We start from the raw sequence: 19,028 nt of genomic DNA, 5'->3' as shown, positions 1-19,028 counted from the left end.
GTCACCGGTGTGGCCCACCCGCCGCTCCCACCGTCGGTGGGGACCTGCCGTTGTCCACAGCCCGACGGCCGCTCATCCACGGATATGCCTCGGTTATCCACAGGTCGTCCCCAGTCCCGGCCATGACGTGCCGATCAACGACCGACCTTGCGCCGTACGAGCTGGACGACCTCGCTGATCTCGCGGATCCGCAGCAACATGGCGAGCCCGAGGTAACTGGCGCCGATCAACCCGCCGCCGACCACCAGCCGGACGATCGCCTCCAGCCGACTCGGTGTCGAGTCGCCCGGAAGCAGTTGCAGGACGAGCCAACCGATCAGGGCCGAGCCGAGCGCGGCGACCACCACCCTGCCGACCGTCTTCATGATCTCGCCGAGGCCGAGCCGGCCGATCCGGCGGCGCAGCAGCATCGCCGTGATCACCACTGCCGCCAGGTACGACACCGCGTTGCCGAGCATCAGCCCGGCGGCGGCGAACGAGGCGCTGAACGCGGCGAAGAGCCCGATCTGCACCACCACCCGGATCCCCACCACCGGAATGTTGATCAGTGCCGGGGTCCTGGTGTCCGGCAGCGCGTAGAAGGCGAAGGTGAACAGCTGGCTGATCGCGAACGGGATCAGCGCCAGCGCACCGACCAGCAGCACCACCGAGGTCGCGGTGGCGCTCTTGGCGCTGAACGCGCCGTACCGGAACAGGACGACCGCTATCGGGCTGGCCAGCACGGCGTAACAGACCGCGATCGGCGCGAGGACCGCGGTGACCACCCGGGTTCCCCGGGACAGGTCGGCGACGACATCGGCGTACCGGCCCTCGGCGGCGGCCGCGCTCATCCGAGGCATCAGCGCGGTGAGGATCGACACCGCCACGATGCCGTGCGCCATCATCACCAGCAGGAAGACGTTGTTGTAGATCAGCGGCCCGGCCTCGTCGGCGTCGCCGGCCCGGTTCAGCAGGTTGAACAGGACGGCCAGGCCGATCTGGCTGACCGCGACGTAACAGAACATCCAGCCGCCGAGCCGGGCCAGCTCCCGCAGGCCCAGGGCGCGGAAGTCGAACCGCCAGCGCCACCGGAACCCGACCTTGCGCAGGGCCGGCACCAGGCCGGCGGCCTGGACGACCACCCCGAGCAGGGTGCCGCCGCCGAGCAGGGCGATCCGGCCGGGCGTCATCTCGTTCGCCGGGATCACCTCCGCCCCGAAGATCGCGATGTAGAGCCCGAAGGTGGCGATCACCACCACGTTGTTCAGGATCGGCGTCCACATCGGGGCGGCGAAGTGACCCCGGACGTTGAGCACCGCGCTGATCAGCGCGGAGAGGCCGGTGAAGAAGATCATCGGCAGCATCAGGTACGACAGGAGGGTGACCAGCCGTTGGAAATCCTCGCTGGTCCTGTCGCTGCCGTAGAGCGCGGTCAGCGCCGGGGCCAGGATCACCGCGATGACCGCCGCCACCCCCAGGGCGAGCACCGCCAGGGTGAGCAGGCGCTGGGCGTACGCCTGGCCCTGGTCCGGGTCGGCCTTGCGGCGGCGGACCAGCACCGGGATCAGCACGCTGGTCAGGATGCCGCCGAGCAGGAACTCGTAGACCATGCCCGGGAAGATCTGCGCGGTGGTGTAGGCGTTGCCGACCGCGAGCGAGCCCAGCGCCGAGCCGAGCGCGACCGTACGCAGGAAGCCGGTACCCCGGCTGACCAGGCTGCCGATCGCCATCACCGCGCTGTTACCCGCGGCGGTCCCCTCGCCCGGCGGCTCCGGGGCCGGTGCGGTGGTTTCGACCATGGGCTGGTCGAGTGACTCGATCGAGATCAGGGTCGCCCCGTCGGCCGGCGGCGGAACCCCGTGCGGCATGGCGTTCGCGCTGCGGTACAGCCCGTCGCCCATCAGCGCCTCCCCAACCGGTACGGCGGGCAGGTGTGCCCGCCGATACTGCTCAGACCTTAGTCAACCGGCGCAGCCGGCTGCCGCGCCGAGTCCGATCCGGCTGGTCCGCCCGCCGGGGAACGGCCGGGTGCGGACCGATAGGCTGGCGTTCCCATGTCCGAAACCTCCGCTCCCGACGCCGCTGGACCAGCCGCCGCACCCGCCGCCGGACCAGCCGCGCCCCCGCCCTCCGAGGCCGGGTTGACCGCCGCCCAACGCAACGCCGTCGCCGAGCTGCTGCGGGTTTCCCCCGTCGCCGACGAGCTGGGGCGCCGATTCGCCCGCGCCGGCCACGAGCTGCACCTGGTCGGCGGCTCGGTCCGGGACGCGCTGCTCGGTCGGCTCGGCGACGATCTGGACTTCTGCACCGACGCCCACCCGGACGACACGTTGCGCATCGTGCGGGGTTGGGCCGAGGCGACCTGGGAGACCGGGCGGGAGTTCGGCACCATCGGCGCCCAGCGCGAGGGCCTGCGGCTGGAGATCACCACCTTCCGGGCCGAGTCGTACGACCAGGTCACCCGCAACCCGGTGGTGCGGTACGGCACGAACCTGATCGACGATCTGCGGCGGCGCGACTTCACCATCAACGCGATGGCGGTCAGCCTGCCCGGACATGTCTTCACCGACCCGTACGGCGGGCTGGCCGACCTGGCCGCGCGGACGATCCGTACGCCGGGCACGCCCCGGGAGTCCTTCGGTGACGATCCGTTGCGGATGCTGCGCGCGGCCCGGTTCGCGGCCCAACTGGGCTTCACCGTGCAGCCGCAGGTGCACGCCGCGATGGTCGAGATGGTGGCCGACCTGGACCGGATCACCGCCGAGCGGATCCGGGACGAGTTCACCAAGCTGCTCTGCGGCGCGGATCCGATCACCGGGCTGCGGCTGCTGGTCGACACCGGGTTGGCCGACCGGTTCCTGCCGGAGCTGTCCGGACTGAAGCTGGAGATCGACGAGCACGCCCAGCACAAGGACGTGTACGAGCACACCCTGATCGTGGTGAGCAACGCGGTCGGGTTGGAGGAGCAGGGCTGCGACTTCATCCTGCGGATGGCCGCGCTCATGCACGACGTGGGCAAGCCGGCGACGAAGGCGGTCGGATCCGACGGGCGGGTCAGCTTCCACCACCACGAGGTGGTCGGGGCCAAGCTGACCAAGCAGCGGATGAAGGCGATGCGCTACCCCAAGGACGTGATCTCGCAGGTGGTCGCGCTGGTCGGGCTGCACCTGCGGTTCTACGGGTACGGCCGGGGCGAGTGGACCGACTCGGCGGTCCGCCGGTACGTCGCCGACGCGGGTGAGCTGCTGCCCCGGCTGCACAAGCTGACCCGGTCGGACTGCACCACCCGCAACCGGCGCAAGGCGCGGCAGCTCGCCTCGGACTACGACGCGCTGGAGGAGCGGATCGCCCGGATCCAGTCGGAGGAGGACCTGGCGCGAGTCCGGCCCGACCTGGATGGCAACGCGATCATGGAGTTGCTCGGCGTACCGCCGGGGCCGCTGGTCGGGCAGGCGTGGCGGCACCTGAAGGAACTGCGGCTGGAGCGCGGGCCGATGGACCGGGACGAGGCCGAGGCGGAGCTGCTGCGGTGGGCGCGGGACCGGGGTGTGGCGGGCTGACGGTCGGCATCGACGGCGGCGGGGCGGTGTCCGACCGGACACCGCCCCGCTTTGTCGTACCGCGTGGTGGCGATTACTTGCGCAGCGTCTCGAGCGCGCGGCCCCAGGCGACCGTCTGGTCGAGCACGGTGTTCAGGGCGTCGTCGTGCGAGGCGGCCGGCTTGAACACGCTGTAGTTCTCGAAGTCGGTGTGCAGGGAGAGCGCGACCTGGGCGCGTACGGTCGCGACCTGGAGCTCGGCCATGATCAGGCGGAGGTGCTCGACCGCGCGGGCACCACCGAGGCTGCCGTAGCTGACGAAGCCGGCGGCCTTGTTGTTCCACTCGCCGTACAGGTAGTCGATGGCGTTCTTCAGCGCGCCCGAGGTGGAGTGGTTGTACTCCGGGGTGACGAAGATGTACGCGTCGAACTCCGCGATCTTGGCGGACCACTCCTTGGTGTGCTCGTTCGCGTACTGGCCCATCGACGGCGGGATGGCCTCGTCGAGGTGCGGGAGGTTGTAGGTCGCGATGTCGACCAGCTCGAACTCGGCGTCGGTGCGCTTGCTCGCCAGGTCGTAGACCCAGCGCGCGACGGCCTCGCCGTTACGACCCGGCCGGGTGCTGCCGAGGATGATGGCTACCTTGGTCATGTTGGATCTTCCTTTACTAGGGTGACGTGTCATCCTTAGACACCGCCATAGCCAGGATGACACGTCACCCTTGATGGGATCATCGGACGTGACGCACACCTCAGGGGCTGCCGGACGGCGACCCGAGCAACCACCGGACCTGGTGTTGCCGTAGGGCGGAAGGTCCGGTTGGCGCCAGCATCGCACGGCCGACCGGCCCAGGTCCGGACTTCTACCAAGCCCTTCGACTCCCCGGTCACCGGCGGGTCACCGGGCCACCGCCCGGCCCCGAGCGGCAGCGGTTTCCCGACCCGGTCCCGATCGTCGGCGGCCCGATGCAACGCCCGCTCCAGGCGGCCACGTCCTAGTGGCGTGGTCAACCACCGGGGCAAGCGGACGAAGCCGAGCGCGCGGGCACGGACGGTGTCGGCGTTCGTGCTGACACTGCTCGCGCTGGCCGCGACGATCCTGTCGGCCTGCGCCGACCGACCGGGGGCACAGCCGGCCGCCGACCGACCGGTGGCGGTGGAACCCGCGCTGCTGGCCGCCGGTGCGCTCGGTGCCGACTGGACCGTCGGCACCACGTCGGCGGACGGGGCCCGGTGGCCCTGGGCGCAGGAGGACTGCCCCGGATACCGGGACGGGGACTTCCCGGCGCAGCGACACCGGCGGGCCGCCGTCGCCCGCCAGTACCTGCGTACGACACCCCGGGCCGCCGCCCTCCAGGTGGTCGAGGCGTACGAGCCGGACTGGGCCGGGCGGGCACTGGACGACGTACGTCGGGTGCTGGTGACCTGCGGGAGCTATCCGGCCTACGGGGGACAGGTCTCGTTCAGCCTGCTCGACTCGGACTTCGCCGGCGACGAGGCACTGCTGATCCGGGGGCGGATCGTCGCAGCCGACGCGCCCGCGACGGTCTCCTACTTCGTGGTCGTACGCCGGGGTCCGGTGGTCTCCACGCTCAACCTGCCCGATCCCGGCGACGAGGGCGTGGCGCGGGCCCTCGCCACCCGGCTCACCGAGCAGCTCGACCGGCCCTGAGCCCTGCGCTGGATAATGGGCCGATGCGCTGGACCGTGCTCGACACGCCGATCGGCGAACTCTCCGTGGCCGCCGACGACGCCGGGGTCTGCGGTGTGCACTTCGGCCCGGTCGCCGGTGCGCTGGTCGCCGGAGCGGACCCGGTCGACGAGCACGGAGCGGGCGACGCTGCCGACGATCCGGCGTCTGGGCGGTGGCGTCGGGCGGCGGTCGAACAGCTCCGGTCGTACTTCGCCGGGGAGCTGACCGACTTCACGGTCCCGCTCTCGGTCCGCCGGGGCTCCGACTTCGAACGAGCCGTCTGGCGGGAGATGTCGACGATTCCGTACGGGGAGATGCGCACGTACGGTGACGTGGCGGCGGCGCTGGGCGATCCGGGTGCGGCCCGCGCGGTCGGGGTTGCCTGCAACCGCAACCCGATCCCGGTGATCGTGCCGTGTCACCGGATCGTCGGAGCGGGCGGCAAGCTGGTCGGCTTCGGTGGTGGCCTGCCCCGCAAGCGGCAGTTGCTCGAAATCGAGGCCGGGGTCGCGTTGCGGCGGGCCTGGGGCTGAACGACCAGCGAGGGCCGGGTCCCAGCGGACCCGGCCCTCGAAACGTGCTGATCGTCGTGTCAGCGCGCGGTGGTCACCGCGGGTCGACTAGCGCTCGACCTTGCCCGCGATGAAGTCCTCGACCGACTGGTGGGCGTCGTGGTCGGAGTACTGCACCGGCGGGGACTTCATGAAGTAGGACGAGGCCGAGAGGATCGGCCCGCCGATGCCCCGGTCCAGGGCGATCTTCGCCGCGCGGACCGCGTCGATGATGACGCCCGCGGAGTTCGGCGAGTCCCAGACCTCCAGCTTGAGCTCCGCGTTGAGCGGCACGTCGCCGAAGGAGCGACCCTCGAGCCGGATGTAGGCCCACTTGCGGTCGTCCAGCCACGGCACGTGGTCCGACGGGCCGATGTGCACGTCGCCCTTGTTGATCTCGTGCGGGATCTGCGAGGTGACCGACTGGGTCTTCGAGATCTTCTTGGAGACCAGGCGGGTGCGCTCCAACATGTTCATGAAGTCCATGTTGCCGCCGAAGTTGAGCTGGTACGTGCGCAGCAGTTCGACGCCGCGGTCCTCGAACAGCTTCGCCAGCGCCCGGTGCACGATGGTCGCACCGACCTGGCTCTTGATGTCGTCGCCGACGATCGGCAGGCCGGCGTCGGTGAACTTCTGGGCCCACGCCGGGTCGGAGGCGATGAACACGGGGAGGGCGTTCACGAACGCGCAGCCGGCGTCGATCGCCGCCTGGGCGTAGAACTTGTCCGCCTGCTCGGAACCGACCGGCAGGTAGGAGACGACGACGTCGACCCGGGCGTCGCGCAGTGCCTGGGCGACGTCCACCGCCTCGGCGTCCGACTCCTGGACGATCTCGCGGTAGTACTGGCCGAGACCGTCGAAGGTCGGGCCGCGCTGTACGACGACGCCGGTCGGCGGTACGTCAGCCAGCTTGATGGTGTTGTTCTCGCTGGCCACGATTGCCTCGGCCAGGTCCATGCCCACCTTTTTGGCGTCCACGTCGAACGCCGCGACGAACTCCACGTCGGAGACGTGGTAGTCGCCGAAGGTAACGTGCATGAGACCCGGCACGCGGTCGTTTGGGTCGGCATTGCGGTAGTACTCCACGCCCTGTACCAGGGACGAGGCGCAGTTTCCGACACCGACGATGGCGACGCGGACGGAGCCCATCGCGTTTGCCTCCTTCTTTATCACGGCCGCTCCGGCTCATTGCTGGACTGCTGTCGTCCAGGCGGAGACGGGCTTATTTCGGTTGATGGGGTCCCGCCGGCACCCGAGGGTGCCGCCGGGGACCGGCCGGAGCGCTCGTTTGCGATGAGCTCCTCCAGCCAGCGGACTTCGCGTTCGCAGGCGTCCAGCCCGTGGCGCTGAAGTTCGAGTGTGTACGCGTCGAGACGCTCGGCCGCTCGGCCGAGCACGTCGCGCAGGCCCTCGCGACGCTCCTCGATCTTGCGTCGGCGACCTTCCAGGATCCGTAGCCGGGTTGCCTGGTCGGTACGGGCGAAGAACGCGAAGTGCACCCCGAATCCGGTGTCCTCGTACGTCTCCGGGCCGGTCTGCGCGATGAGCTCGGCAAACCGTTCCTTGCCTTCCGCGGTGATTTTGTAGACCACCCGGCCCCGGCGGCTGGTCAGCGCCGGAACCACTTCGCTGGTGACCGAGGTCTCGGTCGCCTCGACGATCCAACCGGCGGCCTGCAGCCGGCGTAGCGTCGGATAGAGCGAGCCGTAGCTGATCGCCGCGCGGATCGCACCGAGCTTGGCGGCGAGCTCTTTGCGCAGCTCGTAGCCGTGCATGGGGGACTCCTGAAGGAGGCCGAGGATGGCGAGTTCGAGCATCTGTTGCCAACCCTCCATTCCCCGCTGGTTCCCCGGTAATCCGCCCGATGTATCGGCCCGATACATCGCACCGTAGACCCCCGGGGCAGCGAGGGCAAACCCCTGATCGGCATGCGTGTCGTTACAGACTGTGACGGTGGTCGCCTCGTCGGGCCGAACCGCGTACCCTTCACCGCATGCGTACGCAGCGCCGGGTGGTGGACTACTCGCTCCAGAAGCGAGCGGTGCTGCGCGAGGTGTACGCCGGGCGGGTCGGCACCTACGAGGTGTGTGACGCGTCTCCGTACCTGAAGAACGCCGCTCACTTCCACGGCGAGCCGACCGAGGTGCGGTGCCCGATCTGCCGGCGCGAGAATCTCACGCACGTCCACTACATTTACGGAGATGAGCTCAAGCAGTCCGCCGGTCAGGCCCGCAGGTTGGCGGAGCTCCCCGTGCTCGCCATGACTGTGCGTGAATTCCAGGTGTACGTGGTCGAGGTCTGCCAGGCCTGCAACTGGAATCACCTGGTCGAGCAGTTCCTGCTCGGGCGGGACGGTCTGGCGGAGGATCAGGGTGGGTCCTCCGTCGGCGAGGCGATGGCCGGCACGGGCTCGCGGACCCCAACAGCTCGGCGAAGGCGTGAGGCGCAACGGTGAACCCACCGCCCCCGGCCCCTAGCACGGTTACCTTGACCAGTCAGGGCGAGTGGCGGATTGCTAACCGGATAAGTCCGGTTATTCCCGAAACAGCTGCAAGCAATGGGCAATCCCGGTCAGGCTTGCAGCGTGTCCTAGCTCACGGCAACCCGGTGGTGGCGCTGGCGCGCTCCACCGCGACCGGCAGGGTGTGACAGATGAACTCGTACGGCGACCCCAGTTCCGCACGCGGGCAGGCCCATGGTTCAGGGCCCAACGGCGAACCCGGACCCACGGCGGACGACCCGTACCGGCGTCCGGCTCCGGACGCCTCCCCGACCTACCGTTCATCCGCCCCGCAGGGCGCGGGCTCGGGCTGGTCGGCCAACAGCGGCGCGAGCGGATCGGCCGCCCCCCGGGGCTCGGCCTCGGTCGGCTCCGCCTCGGTCGGCCCGGCCGCCGGTGGACGTGCCTCGGTCGGCTCGGCCTCCGTCGGCGGCGCGCAGGTCGGGCACGGCCCGCGCAGCGCGCCCCCGAACGCCCCGATGGCCTCGGGATCGGCCTCCGTCGGTCCGGGCGCCAGGGGTACGGCGTCGAGAGGTTCGGCCTCGGTCGGTTCCGCCTCGGTCGGCTCGGCGTCGGTCGGCTCGGCTTCCGTCGGTTCCGCCTCCGTCGGCTCGGCGTCGGTCGGTGCCGGTCCCGCGGGTCGGGCCCGGGTCGGTCGGGCTTCCGTCGGCGCGGCCCCGGTCGGTGGCGCGGCCGGCAGTGCGCAGGTGGCCGGTCGGGCCAGCGTCCGCCCGGTCTCACCGGCCGGGCCCGGTGGCCCCGGCGGGCCGGGCGGTCCGAACGGACCCGGTGGACCCGGGCGGCGCGGACGACGCGGCGACGACCCCGAGGCGCTGCGCAAGGCCAAGATGCGTAAGCGGATCAACTGGCTCATCGCCGGTTTCGCGGTACTGATCATGCTGGCCGGTGGCGGCGTGGTGGCGACCACGTACTACAGCACGACGGTGACGTTGCCGAAGGACCTGCCGCTGCCGCTGTCCAGCACCATCTACGCCAGCGACGGCACCACCCAGCTGGTCAAGATGGGTGAGTACAACCGGAACTTCGTCACGATCGACCAGATCCCCGACTACGTCGAGAAGGCGGTCGCGTCGGCCGAGGACCGCAACTTCTACACCCACGGCGGTCTCGACTACGTGGGCATCGCCCGAGCCGCGTGGAACAACTTCACCGGTGGCAGCAAGCAGGGCGCGTCCACGATCACCCAGCAGTACGCCCGCAACGCGATGGAGCTGACCGGCGGCTACGGCCGGAAGATCAAGGAAGCGGTGCTCGCCTCCAAGCTGAACGAGGAGTACACCAAGGCCGAGATCATGCAGTTCTACCTGAACACGATCTACTTCGGCCGGGGCGCGTACGGCATCGACGCGGCGGCGCAGGCGTACTTCGGTGTGTCGGTGGACAAGTTGACCCCCGCCCAGGGCGCGGTGCTGGCAGCCGTCATCAAGCAGCCGCAGCCGGACGAGGTCACCGGGCACAAGGGGTTCGACCCGCACGACAACCTCGAAGCCGCCAAGGACCGGTGGACCTACGTCCTCAACGGCATGGTGGAGAAGAAGTGGCTGCCGGCTGACCAGCGGCCGACCGAGTATCCCACGGTCGACCCGCCGAATCTCAAGTGCGTCAGCGAGTGCGGCATCAACAGCCCGGTCGGGAACGTGGTCAACTACGTCCGCGACGAGATGGTGCAGATGAAGATCTGTTCGAGCGCCGAGAACTGTGCCAAGGAGATCCGGGACGGCGGCTACAAGATCACCACCACCATCGACGGCAAGATGCAGAAGGAGCTGGAGGCTGCCGCCTGGCGCAAGGCCAAGGGCTCCGAACTCAGCGACCAGCCGGAAAACCTGATGGCGGCGGCGGTGGCGATCCAACCGGGAACCGGGCGGGTGCTGGCCTACTTCGGTGGTGACAACGGCACCGGTCACGACTACGCCGGCAAGAACATGGAAGGCGGCCTCACCGGTGGCCACCCGCCGGGCTCGACGTTCAAGATCTACACCTTGGCGGCGGCCCTCGAAGCCGGGATCTCGGTCGAATCGCACTGGGACGCCTCGCCGTTCAAGGTCGGTGGCAACGGCCCCAGCGTGCAGAACGCGGGCCGGAACGCCACCTGCGGCAAGAACTGCTCGCTGGAGTTCTCCACCGTCCAGTCGTACAACGTGCCCTTCTACCACGTCACCGAGAAGATCGGCGTGGACAAGGTGGTCGACATGGCCAAGGCGGCCGGCGTCACCACCATGTGGACCGACGACGGCAAGCCGTACGACCTGGTAAAGAACTCCGGCAAGGACGCCCCGTTCGACACCTACGTCGGCTACGGCCAGTACGCGATCACCGTGCTCGACCACGCCACCGGTGTGGCCACGCTCGCCGCGCGGGGCAAGTACAGCAAGCCGCACTTCATCATGAAGGTCGAGCAGAAGGACACGGAGACTGGCGCCTGGAAGAAGGTCGACGGCGAGAAGATCAAGGTCGAACAGCGGATCCGTACCGAGGTCGCCGACAGCGTCAACGCCGTGCTGGAGAAGATCCCGGAGGCGAACAAGGACACCCTGTCCGGCAACCGCCCCGCGACCGGCAAGACCGGCACCTGGGAACTGAGCCCGACCAGCAAGGACAACGCGCACGCCTGGATGGTCGGGGCGACCCCGCAGATCGCGACCGCGGTCTGGGTCGGCAACGTGGGCGACCTGAAGGCGATCAAGGACAAGAACAAGACGGCGATCGGCGGCAACGGTCTACCCGCCGACATCTGGAAAGACTTCATGAACGCCGCGTCCAGGGGCATGAAGACGCAGAAGTTCCCCGATCCGCCGAAGGACTTCGGTGACCCGGACGCCGGCAACGGGGTGGCTCCGCCTCCGCCGCCGCCGGTCTGTGACAACCCGATCCAGATCCTCTGCCCGCCGGGCAGCGTGCCGGGTCAGCCGAACCAGCCGGGTCAGCCGAACCAGCCCGGTCAGCCGAACCAGCCGGGGCAACCCAACCAGCCGGGTCAGCCCAACCAGCCCGGACAGCCCGGAGGGCCGGGCGATCCCAACGACCCGGGGCGCAACGGTGGTGGCGGCGGTGGCGGGATCGTGCCGACCCCCACGCCACGTACGCGGGACTGATCGATTCGACTGGGCCGGGGGGGGGGGGGGGGGCCCCCCCCCCCCCCCCCCCCCTCCGTCTTATGCTACGCATGTGTGGAAAGAAGGGGGGGGGGGGGGGGGGGGTGTGGCCCCCCCCCCCCCCCCCCCCCCCCCCGCCCCCCCCCCCCCCCCCCCCCCCCCCTCCCCCCCCCCCCCCCCCCCCCCCCCCCCCGGCCCATTTCCGTACCCGGCCGTCGACACGGGCGGACCGGGCGGGACGGATGGCGGTCGCGTACGGCAGGATGCCTGTTCATGAGCGCGCAGTCGACGGCAGGCATCGACGAGCCTGAAAAGGTGGACCACCCCTCCCGCTCCGACGGATTCGTCCGCGGACTGGCCGAGGCGATCGGCGGACCCCTCGGTGACCACGCGGTGCGCACCGGCCGGCCACGCGGCGGTGGGCGCGGCGGACTCGTCTTCTGGAGCGCCGCCCGGATCGTGCTGGCCCTGACCTGCCTCACGCTCGCCCTGCACTGGGTGCAGAAGTCGCCCTGCCAGGACGGCGCGTGGCAGAACAACTACCAGTACACCCGGCTCTGCTACACCGACGTGCTCGCGCTCTACTACGCCGAGGGCCTCAACGAGGGCAAGGTGCCCTACGCGGACCACCCGGTCGAGTACCCGGTCGTCACCGGGTACTTCATGGGCGCCCTGGGCCTGCCCGTACACGCGATCGGCGAATCCCGACCCGGAATCAACCAGGGCCAGTGGTTCTACAACGCCAACGCCCTGGTGCTCAGCGCCCTGGCGGTCGCGACCGTCGCCACGCTGCTCTCGATGCGGCGCCGCCGGCCCTGGGACGCGGCACTCTTCGCCCTGTCACCGGCGCTGCTGGTCACCGCCACCGTCAACTGGGACCTGCTCGCCATCGGCCTCGCCGCCTTCGGCATGTACGCCTGGGCCAGACGACAACCGGTCGCCGCCGGCATCCTGCTCGGCCTGGCGGGCGCGGCGAAACTCTTCCCGCTGTTCATCTTCGGCCCGCTGATCATCCTGGCGATCCGAGCGAACCGGCTGAAACAGGCACTCATCGCCGCCGGTACCGCCATCGTCACCGTCGTCGCGGTCAACCTGCCGGTGGCGATCCCGTACCGGGAGAGCTGGGACCGGTTCTTCGAGCTGAACACCGAGCGACCGATCGACTGGGGCACACTCTGGTACATCGGCCGCTACCTGGACGGCAAGTGGAACAGCGGCAACCCCGGTGACCAGGGCCCGTTCCAGTGGCTGAGCAACAACGTCGACCCCACCCTCAACTACCTGACGTACGTCCTCTTCGGGCTGGCCTGCGTCGGCGTTGCCCTGCTGGCGCTGCTCGCGCCGCGTCGGCCCCGGCTGGCCCAACTCGCCTTCCTCGTGGTGGCCGCGTTCCTCATCTTCAGCAAGGTCTGGTCCCAGCAGTACACGCTCTGGCTGCTGCCGCTGCTGGTGCTCGCCCGACCGCGCTGGGGAGCCTTCCTCGCCTGGCAACTCGCCGAGGTCGGCTACTTCGTCGCCTTCTACGGCGAACTGCTCGGCGCCTCCGGCAAGCAGGTCTTCCCGGAGGGCGTCTTCGTGCTCGCGGCCACCCTCCGGCTGGTCACCGTGGCCGTGCTCTGCGGACTGATCCTCCGGGAGATCCTCCGCCCCGAACTCGACCCGGTACGCGCCACCTACGACGACGACCCCGACGGCGGTGTGCTCGACGGCGCCCCGGACGCGCCGTGGTTCACCCGATGGCGAACCGGACGCGGGACGGCCGGGGCCGGCACGTCACCCGAACCACCGTCGTCCGGGCAGCCGGTACCGGTGAACTGAGGGGCGGCACCGGAGCAGAAGTCGAGCCGGCCTGGTTCACCCGATCATCGGGGTGAACCGGGCCGGTTTTCCGTACGGGTCAGTTCCCGTCGAGGTGGAACACGACGGTGTCGCCGCTGTCCTCGCGCCGGATGTTGAACTGCTCCGCCGGCAGGTCGGCCGCACCCTCCCAGGGCGTACCGGCCACCCGGTCCTTGAGCAGGACAACCGTCTTCACCCCGAGCGCGCGCAGGTAGTCGACGCTCTCCTGGTCGGGGAAGGCCTTCGTCCGCTCGCGCGCCTGCGCCAACGACTCCGGCGTGAAGCCGCTGCCACCGTTCACCACGTCCTGGAACCGACTGGTCGACCAGAGCATCACGTGCTGGTCGGTGCCCTGGTCCGAGGGGAGCACCAGGACCGGCCCGTCGACCGTACGCAGCGCCGCCGGCTGCGCCGGCACGATCGGCGTCGGGGTCGAGTTCAGCCCCTCCGCCAGCACCAGCACCAGCGGCAGCAGGGTCGCCAGCCGCAACCACGGGCCGGGTCGGGGCGGAATCCGTTCCGCCGCCGAGATGTCCCGCGCCCGCTCGGCGAAGGCGCTCACCGAGCCGGCGGCGATGATCGCCAGCAGCAGCGTCGTCCAGATCATCAGCCGACCCGGGGTCCGCAGCCCGTCCCAACCGGGCAGGTGCTCGAAGAGCGGAAGGTAGGTAAACCGACCGCCGAAGAACTCGGTGCCCATCGTGAGGATCGCGCTGACCAGCACCCCGGCGAGCAGCAGCAGGCGCTGCCGGATGGTCCAGATCGAGAAGAGCAGACCGGCCAGGGCCAGCGCGTAGAGCACGAAGCCGGGCAGCAGGGTGTTCTCCGGCGCCCACGGCAGACCGGCCCGCGCCGCCTCGTGCAGCCTGCCCCAGATCAGCGACTCCTGCGGCGCGATGACGAAACCGCTCGGCGGCGGCGAGTAGAGCGCGAGGTCGCCGACCGTACGCCGGGCGTTCGGGTGCAGCTCGGCGACCCGGAAGTACGGAATGGCGAGCAGTACGCCGATCCCCGCGAAGATCACCGCTCCCCAGAAGTCGGCGAGCAGCAGCCGTACGCCGAGCGGCCGGCGCTCCGGCCAGAACCAGGTACGCCGGACGAACCAGGTCACCGCCGAGACGAGCACGATCGCGGCCAGCAGGTACGCGAACGGCAGCCCGATGCCGAAGCCGAGACTGAGCTGCCAGGCCGCCACCAGCCAGCCGCCGAGCGCCCAACCGGCGTGTTTGCGCTGCGGCCGGAAGCCGTGCCGCAACGACCAGCCGTGGCCCCGGGCCAGCATGGCCAGCGCCAGCGGGATGCCGCCGTTGGAGATGACGTGCAGGTGACCGGCCTGGGAGAGCAGCCACGGCGGGTACGCGAACGCCACCCCGGCGACCGCCGCCCCGATCCGGCCCGCGCCGAGCTGGCGCACCAGGGCGTACGCGCCGACGGTAGCCAGCGCGTGTGCCAGCACGAAGATGATGTTGTAGCGGACCAGTGCGGCAACCGGGCCGTGACCGATCATGCCGGCCGGGGCGTACCCGAGCAGGGTGTCGGAGAAGGCGAAACTCCACGACTCCGGGTAGAACGCGTTCGACTGCCAGAGCAGCGCCGGGTTGGTCATCAGGATGTGCCCGGACCAGGACATCTGCCATGCCTGGAGGGTCGGGTCCCAGATGTCCTGCGGGATGGTGTGCGCCGGGTAGCGCAGCGTCGGCCAGGTCAGCACGACGGCGAGCAGGAGGCTGGCCAGACCGGCCAGGGTCCACTCGTGGAACAGGATCCGGGTGACCCGGCTCAGCCGGCCGGGCACCGGCTCCGGTGCGGGTGCGAACGCCGCCCACCGGTCGGCCGGCTCGGCGCCGGGCTGGTCGGTCGGGCTCGTACCGATCGGGTCCTTGAGCTGTCCGACGGTGCCCGCCGTCGCTGCCCGGCGCAACGGCCAGGTCCGCCGCCACCAGGGCGGGCGCGGGCCGGTGCCGGAAGCCGGGAGGTTCCGTTCGACGACGCCCAGGTCGATGACCGCCGGTTCGGCGGCACTCCCGGTTTTCGGGTCCGCCCCGGTTTTCGGATTCGACCCGCCGCGCGCCGCGCTCCTGCCGTCCGGCTCTGTCTTGCCGTCCGATTTTGTCTTGCTGTCCGGCTTTGTCTTGCTGTCCGGCTTTGTCTTGCTGTCCGACCTGGGGTCACTGTCCCGTTCTGTCCGGCCGTCCGGAGTCGTCCTGTCGCCGGTGACGGTCCCACCGCTCGGCTTTGCCGTGCCGTCCGGGACGGGCCCGATGTTCGTACCCGTCTTGTTGTTCTGACCGGTCTTGTTGCTCGGGCCGGTCTTGTTGTTCGGGGCGGTTCCGGCGTTGGCGTCGGCCCGGTCGGTGGTGTCGTCGGTGGCGTTCGACTGGTCCGTTGTCATCAGCCTGCTTTTCCCTACCGGCCCACGCGGTCGCGCAGGAATGCGATGTCGGCGCCCTGGCCGTCGACCCCGCCGGGCGTCTCCACGACAACCGGGGCACCGGCCGCGCGGATGACGGCGACCACCAGGTCGGGATCGATCTGCCCCTGCCCCAGATTGTCGTGGCGATCGCGGCCGGAGTCGAATCCGTCCTTCGAGTTGTTGGCGTGGATCAGGTCGATCCGACCGGTGATCGCCTTGACCCGGTCCACGATGTCGAGCAGATCCTCGCCGCCCGCGTGCGCGTGACAGGTGTCGAGGCAGAAGCCGACGCCGTACTCGCCGACGGCGTCCCAGAGCCGGGCGAGGGAGTCGAACCGGCGGGCACACGCGTTGTCGCCACCGGCGGTGTTCTCGATCAGCACCGGGGTGGCGAACCCGCCGGACTCGGCCGCGTACGCGAAGGTCTTCCGCCAGTTCTCGAAGCCCTTCGTGATGTCGTCGCCCTTGTTCACGTGACCGCCGTGGACGATCAGCCCCCGGGCGCCCACGGTCGCCGCCGCGTTGGCGTGCTCGACGAGCAGCTTCCGACTCGGGATCCGGATCCGGTTGTTCAGCGTCGCTACGTTGATCACGTACGGCGCGTGGATGTAGACGTCGATCTCGGCGGCGCGTAACCGGTCGGCGTCCGCCCGTGGCTCCGGTGCTTTCCAGCCCTGGGGATCGGCGAGGAAGAACTGCACCGTGTCCGCCTTGCGGAGGGTGGCCTCGTCCAGCGGGTCCGCAGAATCGACGTGGGCTCCGATACGCATGAGGGCGAGCCTACGTCCCTGGTACACGGGCCGGCATCGCGGCGGCCGGCCGGTGGGGCGCCACGATGACACCGGGCGGGCCGCGTTACCGGTCGCCGGACCGGTCGTTAGCAGTGGTGAGACTCCTGGTCCGGCACTCGGACCAGGCGGTACCGCTGCCGAACCGAGGGACGAGGAAAGTGCCGTCGCTGCTCCGATACCGCCGCGCCACCGTGGCCGTCGCCGCGTTGTTCGCCGGCGCGCCGCCGTTGGCGACGGGCGCCGTCGTCGGTGGCCAGATCGCGGTGGCACCGGCCTTCGGGCGTACGACCGACGACGTTGATCCATGGCACCCCTCCGCCGCGCGGCCCGGCGCGGCGGAGGGGAGCACCTTCCCGTCGGTCCGCTCGACCGGACCGGCGCAGTCGCCGACCGGTCCGGTTCGTCCGGACCGGAACTCCGGGTTGACCCGCCTGCTGGCGCTCATTGCCACGATCTGCGTGGTGGGCGTCAGTGCTGGAGCAATTCGGGCTATCCTCGCTCAACGTGCAACACAGACTGTTGTGGCGTAAGATGACAAATAAGTAGGCTCCGCGGGGCGCCTTATGTCCAACCTCATCGGTGTGGTCGTTCCTCCCCAGGTCCCACCCAAAGAATGCGGACAGGGCGCCCCGCGGCTCTGCAGGGAAGGGCCCCTTCCTGTCGATCTTCGATGGGAAGGGGCCCTGTCAACACCTCGTACGCCCGGTGAACGTCCCGGTACGCCACCGGGTATTCTGGTCAGGTTGTCTGTGTCACCACGGGTTCCCCCGCCGGTGCCGAGGCAACGACGCACGACCTCCTGCCACGGAAGGACCGTGGCCGCTAGCCCATAGGAGGTGAGCACGTCTTGCGTCATTACGAGATCATGGTCATCCTCGATCCAAGCCTCGAGGAGCGCACCGTCGCCCCGTCGCTCGACACGTACCTCAACGTGATCCGCACTGCGGGTGGCTCGGTGGAGAAGCTCGACGTGTGGGGCCGCCGGCGCCTCTCGTTCGAGATCAACAAGAAGGCCGAGGGCATCTACGCCGTCATCGACCTGCAGGCCTCGCCTGCTGCGGTGGCTGAGCTGGACCGTCAGCTGCGACTCAACGAGTCCGTGCTGCGCACCAAGGTCATCCGGCCGGAAACGCGCTGACGCGCGTTCTTTCCCGGCACGCCCGGATCAGCCTCAGGGCTCTGTCGTACTGCTCTGGCAGCCTACGACGGAGTCTGATGAGTGCGCGAGGAGTTGGTCATGGCAGGAGATACCACCATCACGGTCATCGGCAACCTGACTGATGACCCCGAGTTGCGTTTCACCCCGTCTGGCGCGGCGGTTGCCAAGTTCCGGGTCGCATCCACGCCCCGGTTCATGGACCGTGCCACGAACGAGTGGAAGGACGGCGACCCGCTCTTCCTTGCCTGCACCGTATGGCGGCAGGCAGCGGAGCATGTCGCCGAGTCACTGCAGCGGGGTGCCCGCGTGATCGTCTCGGGTCGGCTGCGCCAGCGGTCGTACGAGACCCGCGAGGGTGAGAAGCGCACCGTCATCGAGCTGGAGGTCGACGAGATCGGCCCGTCGCTGCGGTACGCCACGGCGAAGGTGCAGAAGATGTCGCGTTCCGGTGGCGGCGGTGGCGGCTTCGGCGCCTCCGGCGGTGGCGGTGGCGGTGGTGGCCAGCAGGGCGGCGGAGGCAACTTCGACGACCCGTGGGCCACGGCAGCCCCGTCCTCCTCGGCTTCCGGTTCGGGCGGCGGAAACTTCGACGAAGAGCCTCCGTTCTGATGGCGCCGCCGAGCGCTCGAGATCGCAAACCAGGAGCAAGAGCAATGGCAAAGGCTGCGGCACTGCGCAAGCCGAAGAAGAAGGTGAACCCGCTCGACAAGGACGGGATCACCTACATCGACTACAAGGACACCGCGCTGCTGCGGAAGTTCATCTCCGACCGCGGCAAGATCCGCGCTCGGCGGGTGACCGGGGTTACCTCCCAGCAGCAGCGCCAGATCGCCCGTGCGGTCAAGAACGCCCGTGAGATGGCGCTCCTGCCGTACACGGCCACGGCCCGCTGAGAGGAGACGCCGATATGAAGGTCATCCTGACGCAGGAAGTGTCCGGTCTCGGTTCCCCGGGCGACGTCGTCGAGGTGAAGGACGGCTACGGCCGTAACTACCTGCTCCCGCAGGGCTTCGCCATCGTCTGGACCAAGGGCGCGGAGAAGCAGGTCTCGGTCATCAAGCGGGCCCGCTCGGCCCGTGAGATCCGCGACCTCGGCCACGCCACCGAGGTCGCCGGCCAGCTCGAAGGCCTCAAGGTCAGCCTCAAGGCACGTGCCGGCGAGGGCGGCCGGCTCTTCGGCTCGGTCACCCCGGCCGAGGTCGTCGACGCGGTCAAGGCCGCCGGCGGCCCGGTCCTCGACCGGCGCCGGCTGGAACTGCCCGGCCACATCAAGTCGGTCGGTGCCTACCCGGTGCGGGTGAAGCTGCACCCGGAGGTCACCGCCAAGTTCGACCTGAACGTGGTGCAGAGCCGCTAGTCCGGAACTGACGAGTGAAGGCCGCACCCTCGGGTGCGGCCTTCACTCGTTGCATCGGATGTTCGGCTTGCATCGGATGTTCGGCGAACCC

18 protein-coding genes are annotated in these 19,028 nt (G+C 69.9%); 10 read left to right on the top strand and 8 right to left on the bottom strand.

From position 1 onward, the window contains the following. Nucleotides 1-134 precede the first annotated feature (134 nt). The gene (gene murJ, locus ACZ6QQ_RS00850) at nucleotides 135-1,880 is read right to left on the bottom strand and encodes a murein biosynthesis integral membrane protein MurJ (RefSeq protein WP_465873216.1); all 1,746 of its coding nucleotides are present in this window, start codon (nucleotides 1,878-1,880) and stop codon (nucleotides 135-137) included. Between the two features lie 153 nt (nucleotides 1,881-2,033). Here murJ and ACZ6QQ_RS00845 point away from each other — a divergent pair, with 153 nt between their 5' ends. Continuing rightward, nucleotides 2,034-3,539: a CCA tRNA nucleotidyltransferase gene (locus ACZ6QQ_RS00845; protein WP_465873214.1), complete on the top strand. Its 1,506-nt coding sequence runs from the start codon at nucleotides 2,034-2,036 to the stop codon at nucleotides 3,537-3,539. Between the two features lie 73 nt (nucleotides 3,540-3,612). Here the strand turns inward: ACZ6QQ_RS00845 and ACZ6QQ_RS00840 are convergent, their stop codons facing one another. Further along, entirely contained in the window at nucleotides 3,613-4,170 is a 558-nt protein-coding gene (locus ACZ6QQ_RS00840) for an NADPH-dependent FMN reductase (protein ID WP_465873212.1), read from the bottom strand. 351 nt (nucleotides 4,171-4,521) lie between these two features. On the opposite strand from ACZ6QQ_RS00840, the gene ACZ6QQ_RS00835 reads away from it, so the two are divergent. Further along, a complete protein-coding gene (locus ACZ6QQ_RS00835; RefSeq protein WP_465873211.1) occupies nucleotides 4,522-5,190 on the top strand; it encodes a hypothetical protein in 669 nt (222 codons plus the stop codon). Nucleotides 5,191-5,213: 23 nt separating this feature from the next. After that, nucleotides 5,214-5,744, top strand: coding sequence for a methylated-DNA--[protein]-cysteine S-methyltransferase (locus tag ACZ6QQ_RS00830; protein ID WP_465873210.1), 531 nt, complete (start codon nucleotides 5,214-5,216; stop codon nucleotides 5,742-5,744). 87 nt (nucleotides 5,745-5,831) lie between these two features. On the opposite strand, the gene ACZ6QQ_RS00825 is transcribed toward ACZ6QQ_RS00830, so the two are convergent. Together ACZ6QQ_RS00825 and ACZ6QQ_RS00820 are read right to left on the bottom strand one after the other, a co-directional pair. After that, a complete protein-coding gene (locus ACZ6QQ_RS00825) occupies nucleotides 5,832-6,911 on the bottom strand; it encodes an inositol-3-phosphate synthase (protein WP_396807687.1) in 1,080 nt (359 codons plus the stop codon). 20 nt (nucleotides 6,912-6,931) lie between these two features. Beyond that, nucleotides 6,932-7,579 (bottom strand): PadR family transcriptional regulator, encoded by a 648-nt coding sequence (locus ACZ6QQ_RS00820; protein WP_465873208.1) that lies wholly within the window; start codon nucleotides 7,577-7,579, stop codon nucleotides 6,932-6,934. A gap of 176 nt (nucleotides 7,580-7,755) precedes the next feature. Between ACZ6QQ_RS00820 and ACZ6QQ_RS00815 the strand changes: the two genes are divergently transcribed. Beyond that, a complete protein-coding gene (locus tag ACZ6QQ_RS00815) occupies nucleotides 7,756-8,217 on the top strand; it encodes a DUF5318 domain-containing protein (RefSeq protein WP_465873207.1) in 462 nt (153 codons plus the stop codon). Nucleotides 8,218-8,536: 319 nt separating this feature from the next. On the opposite strand, the gene ACZ6QQ_RS00810 is transcribed toward ACZ6QQ_RS00815, so the two are convergent. Then, complete coding sequence (locus tag ACZ6QQ_RS00810) at nucleotides 8,537-9,109, bottom strand: hypothetical protein (protein WP_465873205.1); 573 nt, start codon at nucleotides 9,107-9,109, stop codon at nucleotides 8,537-8,539. Nucleotide 9,110: 1 nt separating this feature from the next. On the opposite strand from ACZ6QQ_RS00810, the gene ACZ6QQ_RS00805 reads away from it, so the two are divergent. Then, nucleotides 9,111-11,378, top strand: a complete 2,268-nt coding sequence (locus tag ACZ6QQ_RS00805) for a transglycosylase domain-containing protein (protein WP_465873204.1) — start codon at nucleotides 9,111-9,113, stop codon at nucleotides 11,376-11,378. Nucleotides 11,379-11,651: 273 nt separating this feature from the next. Then, the gene (locus ACZ6QQ_RS00800) at nucleotides 11,652-13,196 is read left to right on the top strand and encodes a glycosyltransferase family 87 protein (protein ID WP_465873202.1); all 1,545 of its coding nucleotides are present in this window, start codon (nucleotides 11,652-11,654) and stop codon (nucleotides 13,194-13,196) included. A 79-nt stretch (nucleotides 13,197-13,275) separates the two neighbouring features. Here ACZ6QQ_RS00800 and ACZ6QQ_RS00795 read toward each other — a convergent pair whose 3' ends face one another. The 3 genes from ACZ6QQ_RS00795 to ACZ6QQ_RS00785 form a co-directional block, all read right to left on the bottom strand. Further along, nucleotides 13,276-15,609, bottom strand: coding sequence for a hypothetical protein (locus tag ACZ6QQ_RS00795; protein ID WP_465873201.1), 2,334 nt, complete (start codon nucleotides 15,607-15,609; stop codon nucleotides 13,276-13,278). Between the two features lie 14 nt (nucleotides 15,610-15,623). Continuing rightward, nucleotides 15,624-16,400: a deoxyribonuclease IV gene (locus ACZ6QQ_RS00790; protein WP_465873200.1), complete on the bottom strand. Its 777-nt coding sequence runs from the start codon at nucleotides 16,398-16,400 to the stop codon at nucleotides 15,624-15,626. Nucleotides 16,401-16,485: 85 nt separating this feature from the next. Next, complete coding sequence (locus ACZ6QQ_RS00785) at nucleotides 16,486-16,866, bottom strand: hypothetical protein (protein WP_465873198.1); 381 nt, start codon at nucleotides 16,864-16,866, stop codon at nucleotides 16,486-16,488. 402 nt (nucleotides 16,867-17,268) lie between these two features. Here ACZ6QQ_RS00785 and rpsF point away from each other — a divergent pair, with 402 nt between their 5' ends. From rpsF to rplI, 4 genes are all read left to right on the top strand, one after another. Continuing rightward, entirely contained in the window at nucleotides 17,269-17,559 is a 291-nt protein-coding gene (rpsF, locus tag ACZ6QQ_RS00780; protein WP_121157770.1) for a 30S ribosomal protein S6, read from the top strand. Nucleotides 17,560-17,640: 81 nt separating this feature from the next. Next, nucleotides 17,641-18,189, top strand: a complete 549-nt coding sequence (locus ACZ6QQ_RS00775; RefSeq protein WP_211349271.1) for a single-stranded DNA-binding protein — start codon at nucleotides 17,641-17,643, stop codon at nucleotides 18,187-18,189. A gap of 44 nt (nucleotides 18,190-18,233) precedes the next feature. After that, on the top strand, nucleotides 18,234-18,473 hold the full coding sequence (rpsR, locus tag ACZ6QQ_RS00770) for a 30S ribosomal protein S18 (RefSeq protein ID WP_007073789.1): 240 nt from the start codon (nucleotides 18,234-18,236) through the stop codon (nucleotides 18,471-18,473). Between the two features lie 14 nt (nucleotides 18,474-18,487). Further along, the gene (gene rplI, locus ACZ6QQ_RS00765) at nucleotides 18,488-18,937 is read left to right on the top strand and encodes a 50S ribosomal protein L9 (protein WP_465873197.1); all 450 of its coding nucleotides are present in this window, start codon (nucleotides 18,488-18,490) and stop codon (nucleotides 18,935-18,937) included. Nucleotides 18,938-19,028 lie beyond the last annotated feature (91 nt).

The organism is Micromonospora sp. NPDC049529 (genome assembly GCF_055586685.1).
Note: the sequence above shows the minus strand (reverse complement) of the source record. Positions and strands in the feature narration are given on the sequence as shown.

Bases quoted from the DNA above. Each gene is read 5' to 3' on its own strand.
- murJ (WP_465873216.1), bottom strand. From the start codon at position 1,880: ATGGGCGACGGGCTGTACCGCAGCGCGAACGCCATGCCGCACGGGGTT.
- ACZ6QQ_RS00845 (WP_465873214.1), top strand. From the start codon at position 2,034: ATGTCCGAAACCTCCGCTCCCGACGCCGCTGGACCAGCCGCCGCACCC.
- ACZ6QQ_RS00840 (WP_465873212.1), bottom strand. From the start codon at position 4,170: ATGACCAAGGTAGCCATCATCCTCGGCAGCACCCGGCCGGGTCGTAAC.
- ACZ6QQ_RS00830 (WP_465873210.1), top strand. From the start codon at position 5,214: ATGCGCTGGACCGTGCTCGACACGCCGATCGGCGAACTCTCCGTGGCC.
- ACZ6QQ_RS00825 (WP_396807687.1), bottom strand. From the start codon at position 6,911: ATGGGCTCCGTCCGCGTCGCCATCGTCGGTGTCGGAAACTGCGCCTCG.
- ACZ6QQ_RS00820 (WP_465873208.1), bottom strand. From the start codon at position 7,579: ATGCTCGAACTCGCCATCCTCGGCCTCCTTCAGGAGTCCCCCATGCAC.
- ACZ6QQ_RS00815 (WP_465873207.1), top strand. From the start codon at position 7,756: ATGCGTACGCAGCGCCGGGTGGTGGACTACTCGCTCCAGAAGCGAGCG.
- ACZ6QQ_RS00805 (WP_465873204.1), top strand. From the start codon at position 9,111: ATGCGTAAGCGGATCAACTGGCTCATCGCCGGTTTCGCGGTACTGATC.
- ACZ6QQ_RS00800 (WP_465873202.1), top strand. From the start codon at position 11,652: ATGAGCGCGCAGTCGACGGCAGGCATCGACGAGCCTGAAAAGGTGGAC.
- ACZ6QQ_RS00795 (WP_465873201.1), bottom strand. From the start codon at position 15,609: ATGACAACGGACCAGTCGAACGCCACCGACGACACCACCGACCGGGCC.
- ACZ6QQ_RS00790 (WP_465873200.1), bottom strand. From the start codon at position 16,400: ATGCGTATCGGAGCCCACGTCGATTCTGCGGACCCGCTGGACGAGGCC.
- ACZ6QQ_RS00785 (WP_465873198.1), bottom strand. From the start codon at position 16,866: ATGAGCGCCAGCAGGCGGGTCAACCCGGAGTTCCGGTCCGGACGAACC.
- rpsR (WP_007073789.1), top strand. From the start codon at position 18,234: ATGGCAAAGGCTGCGGCACTGCGCAAGCCGAAGAAGAAGGTGAACCCG.
- rplI (WP_465873197.1), top strand. From the start codon at position 18,488: ATGAAGGTCATCCTGACGCAGGAAGTGTCCGGTCTCGGTTCCCCGGGC.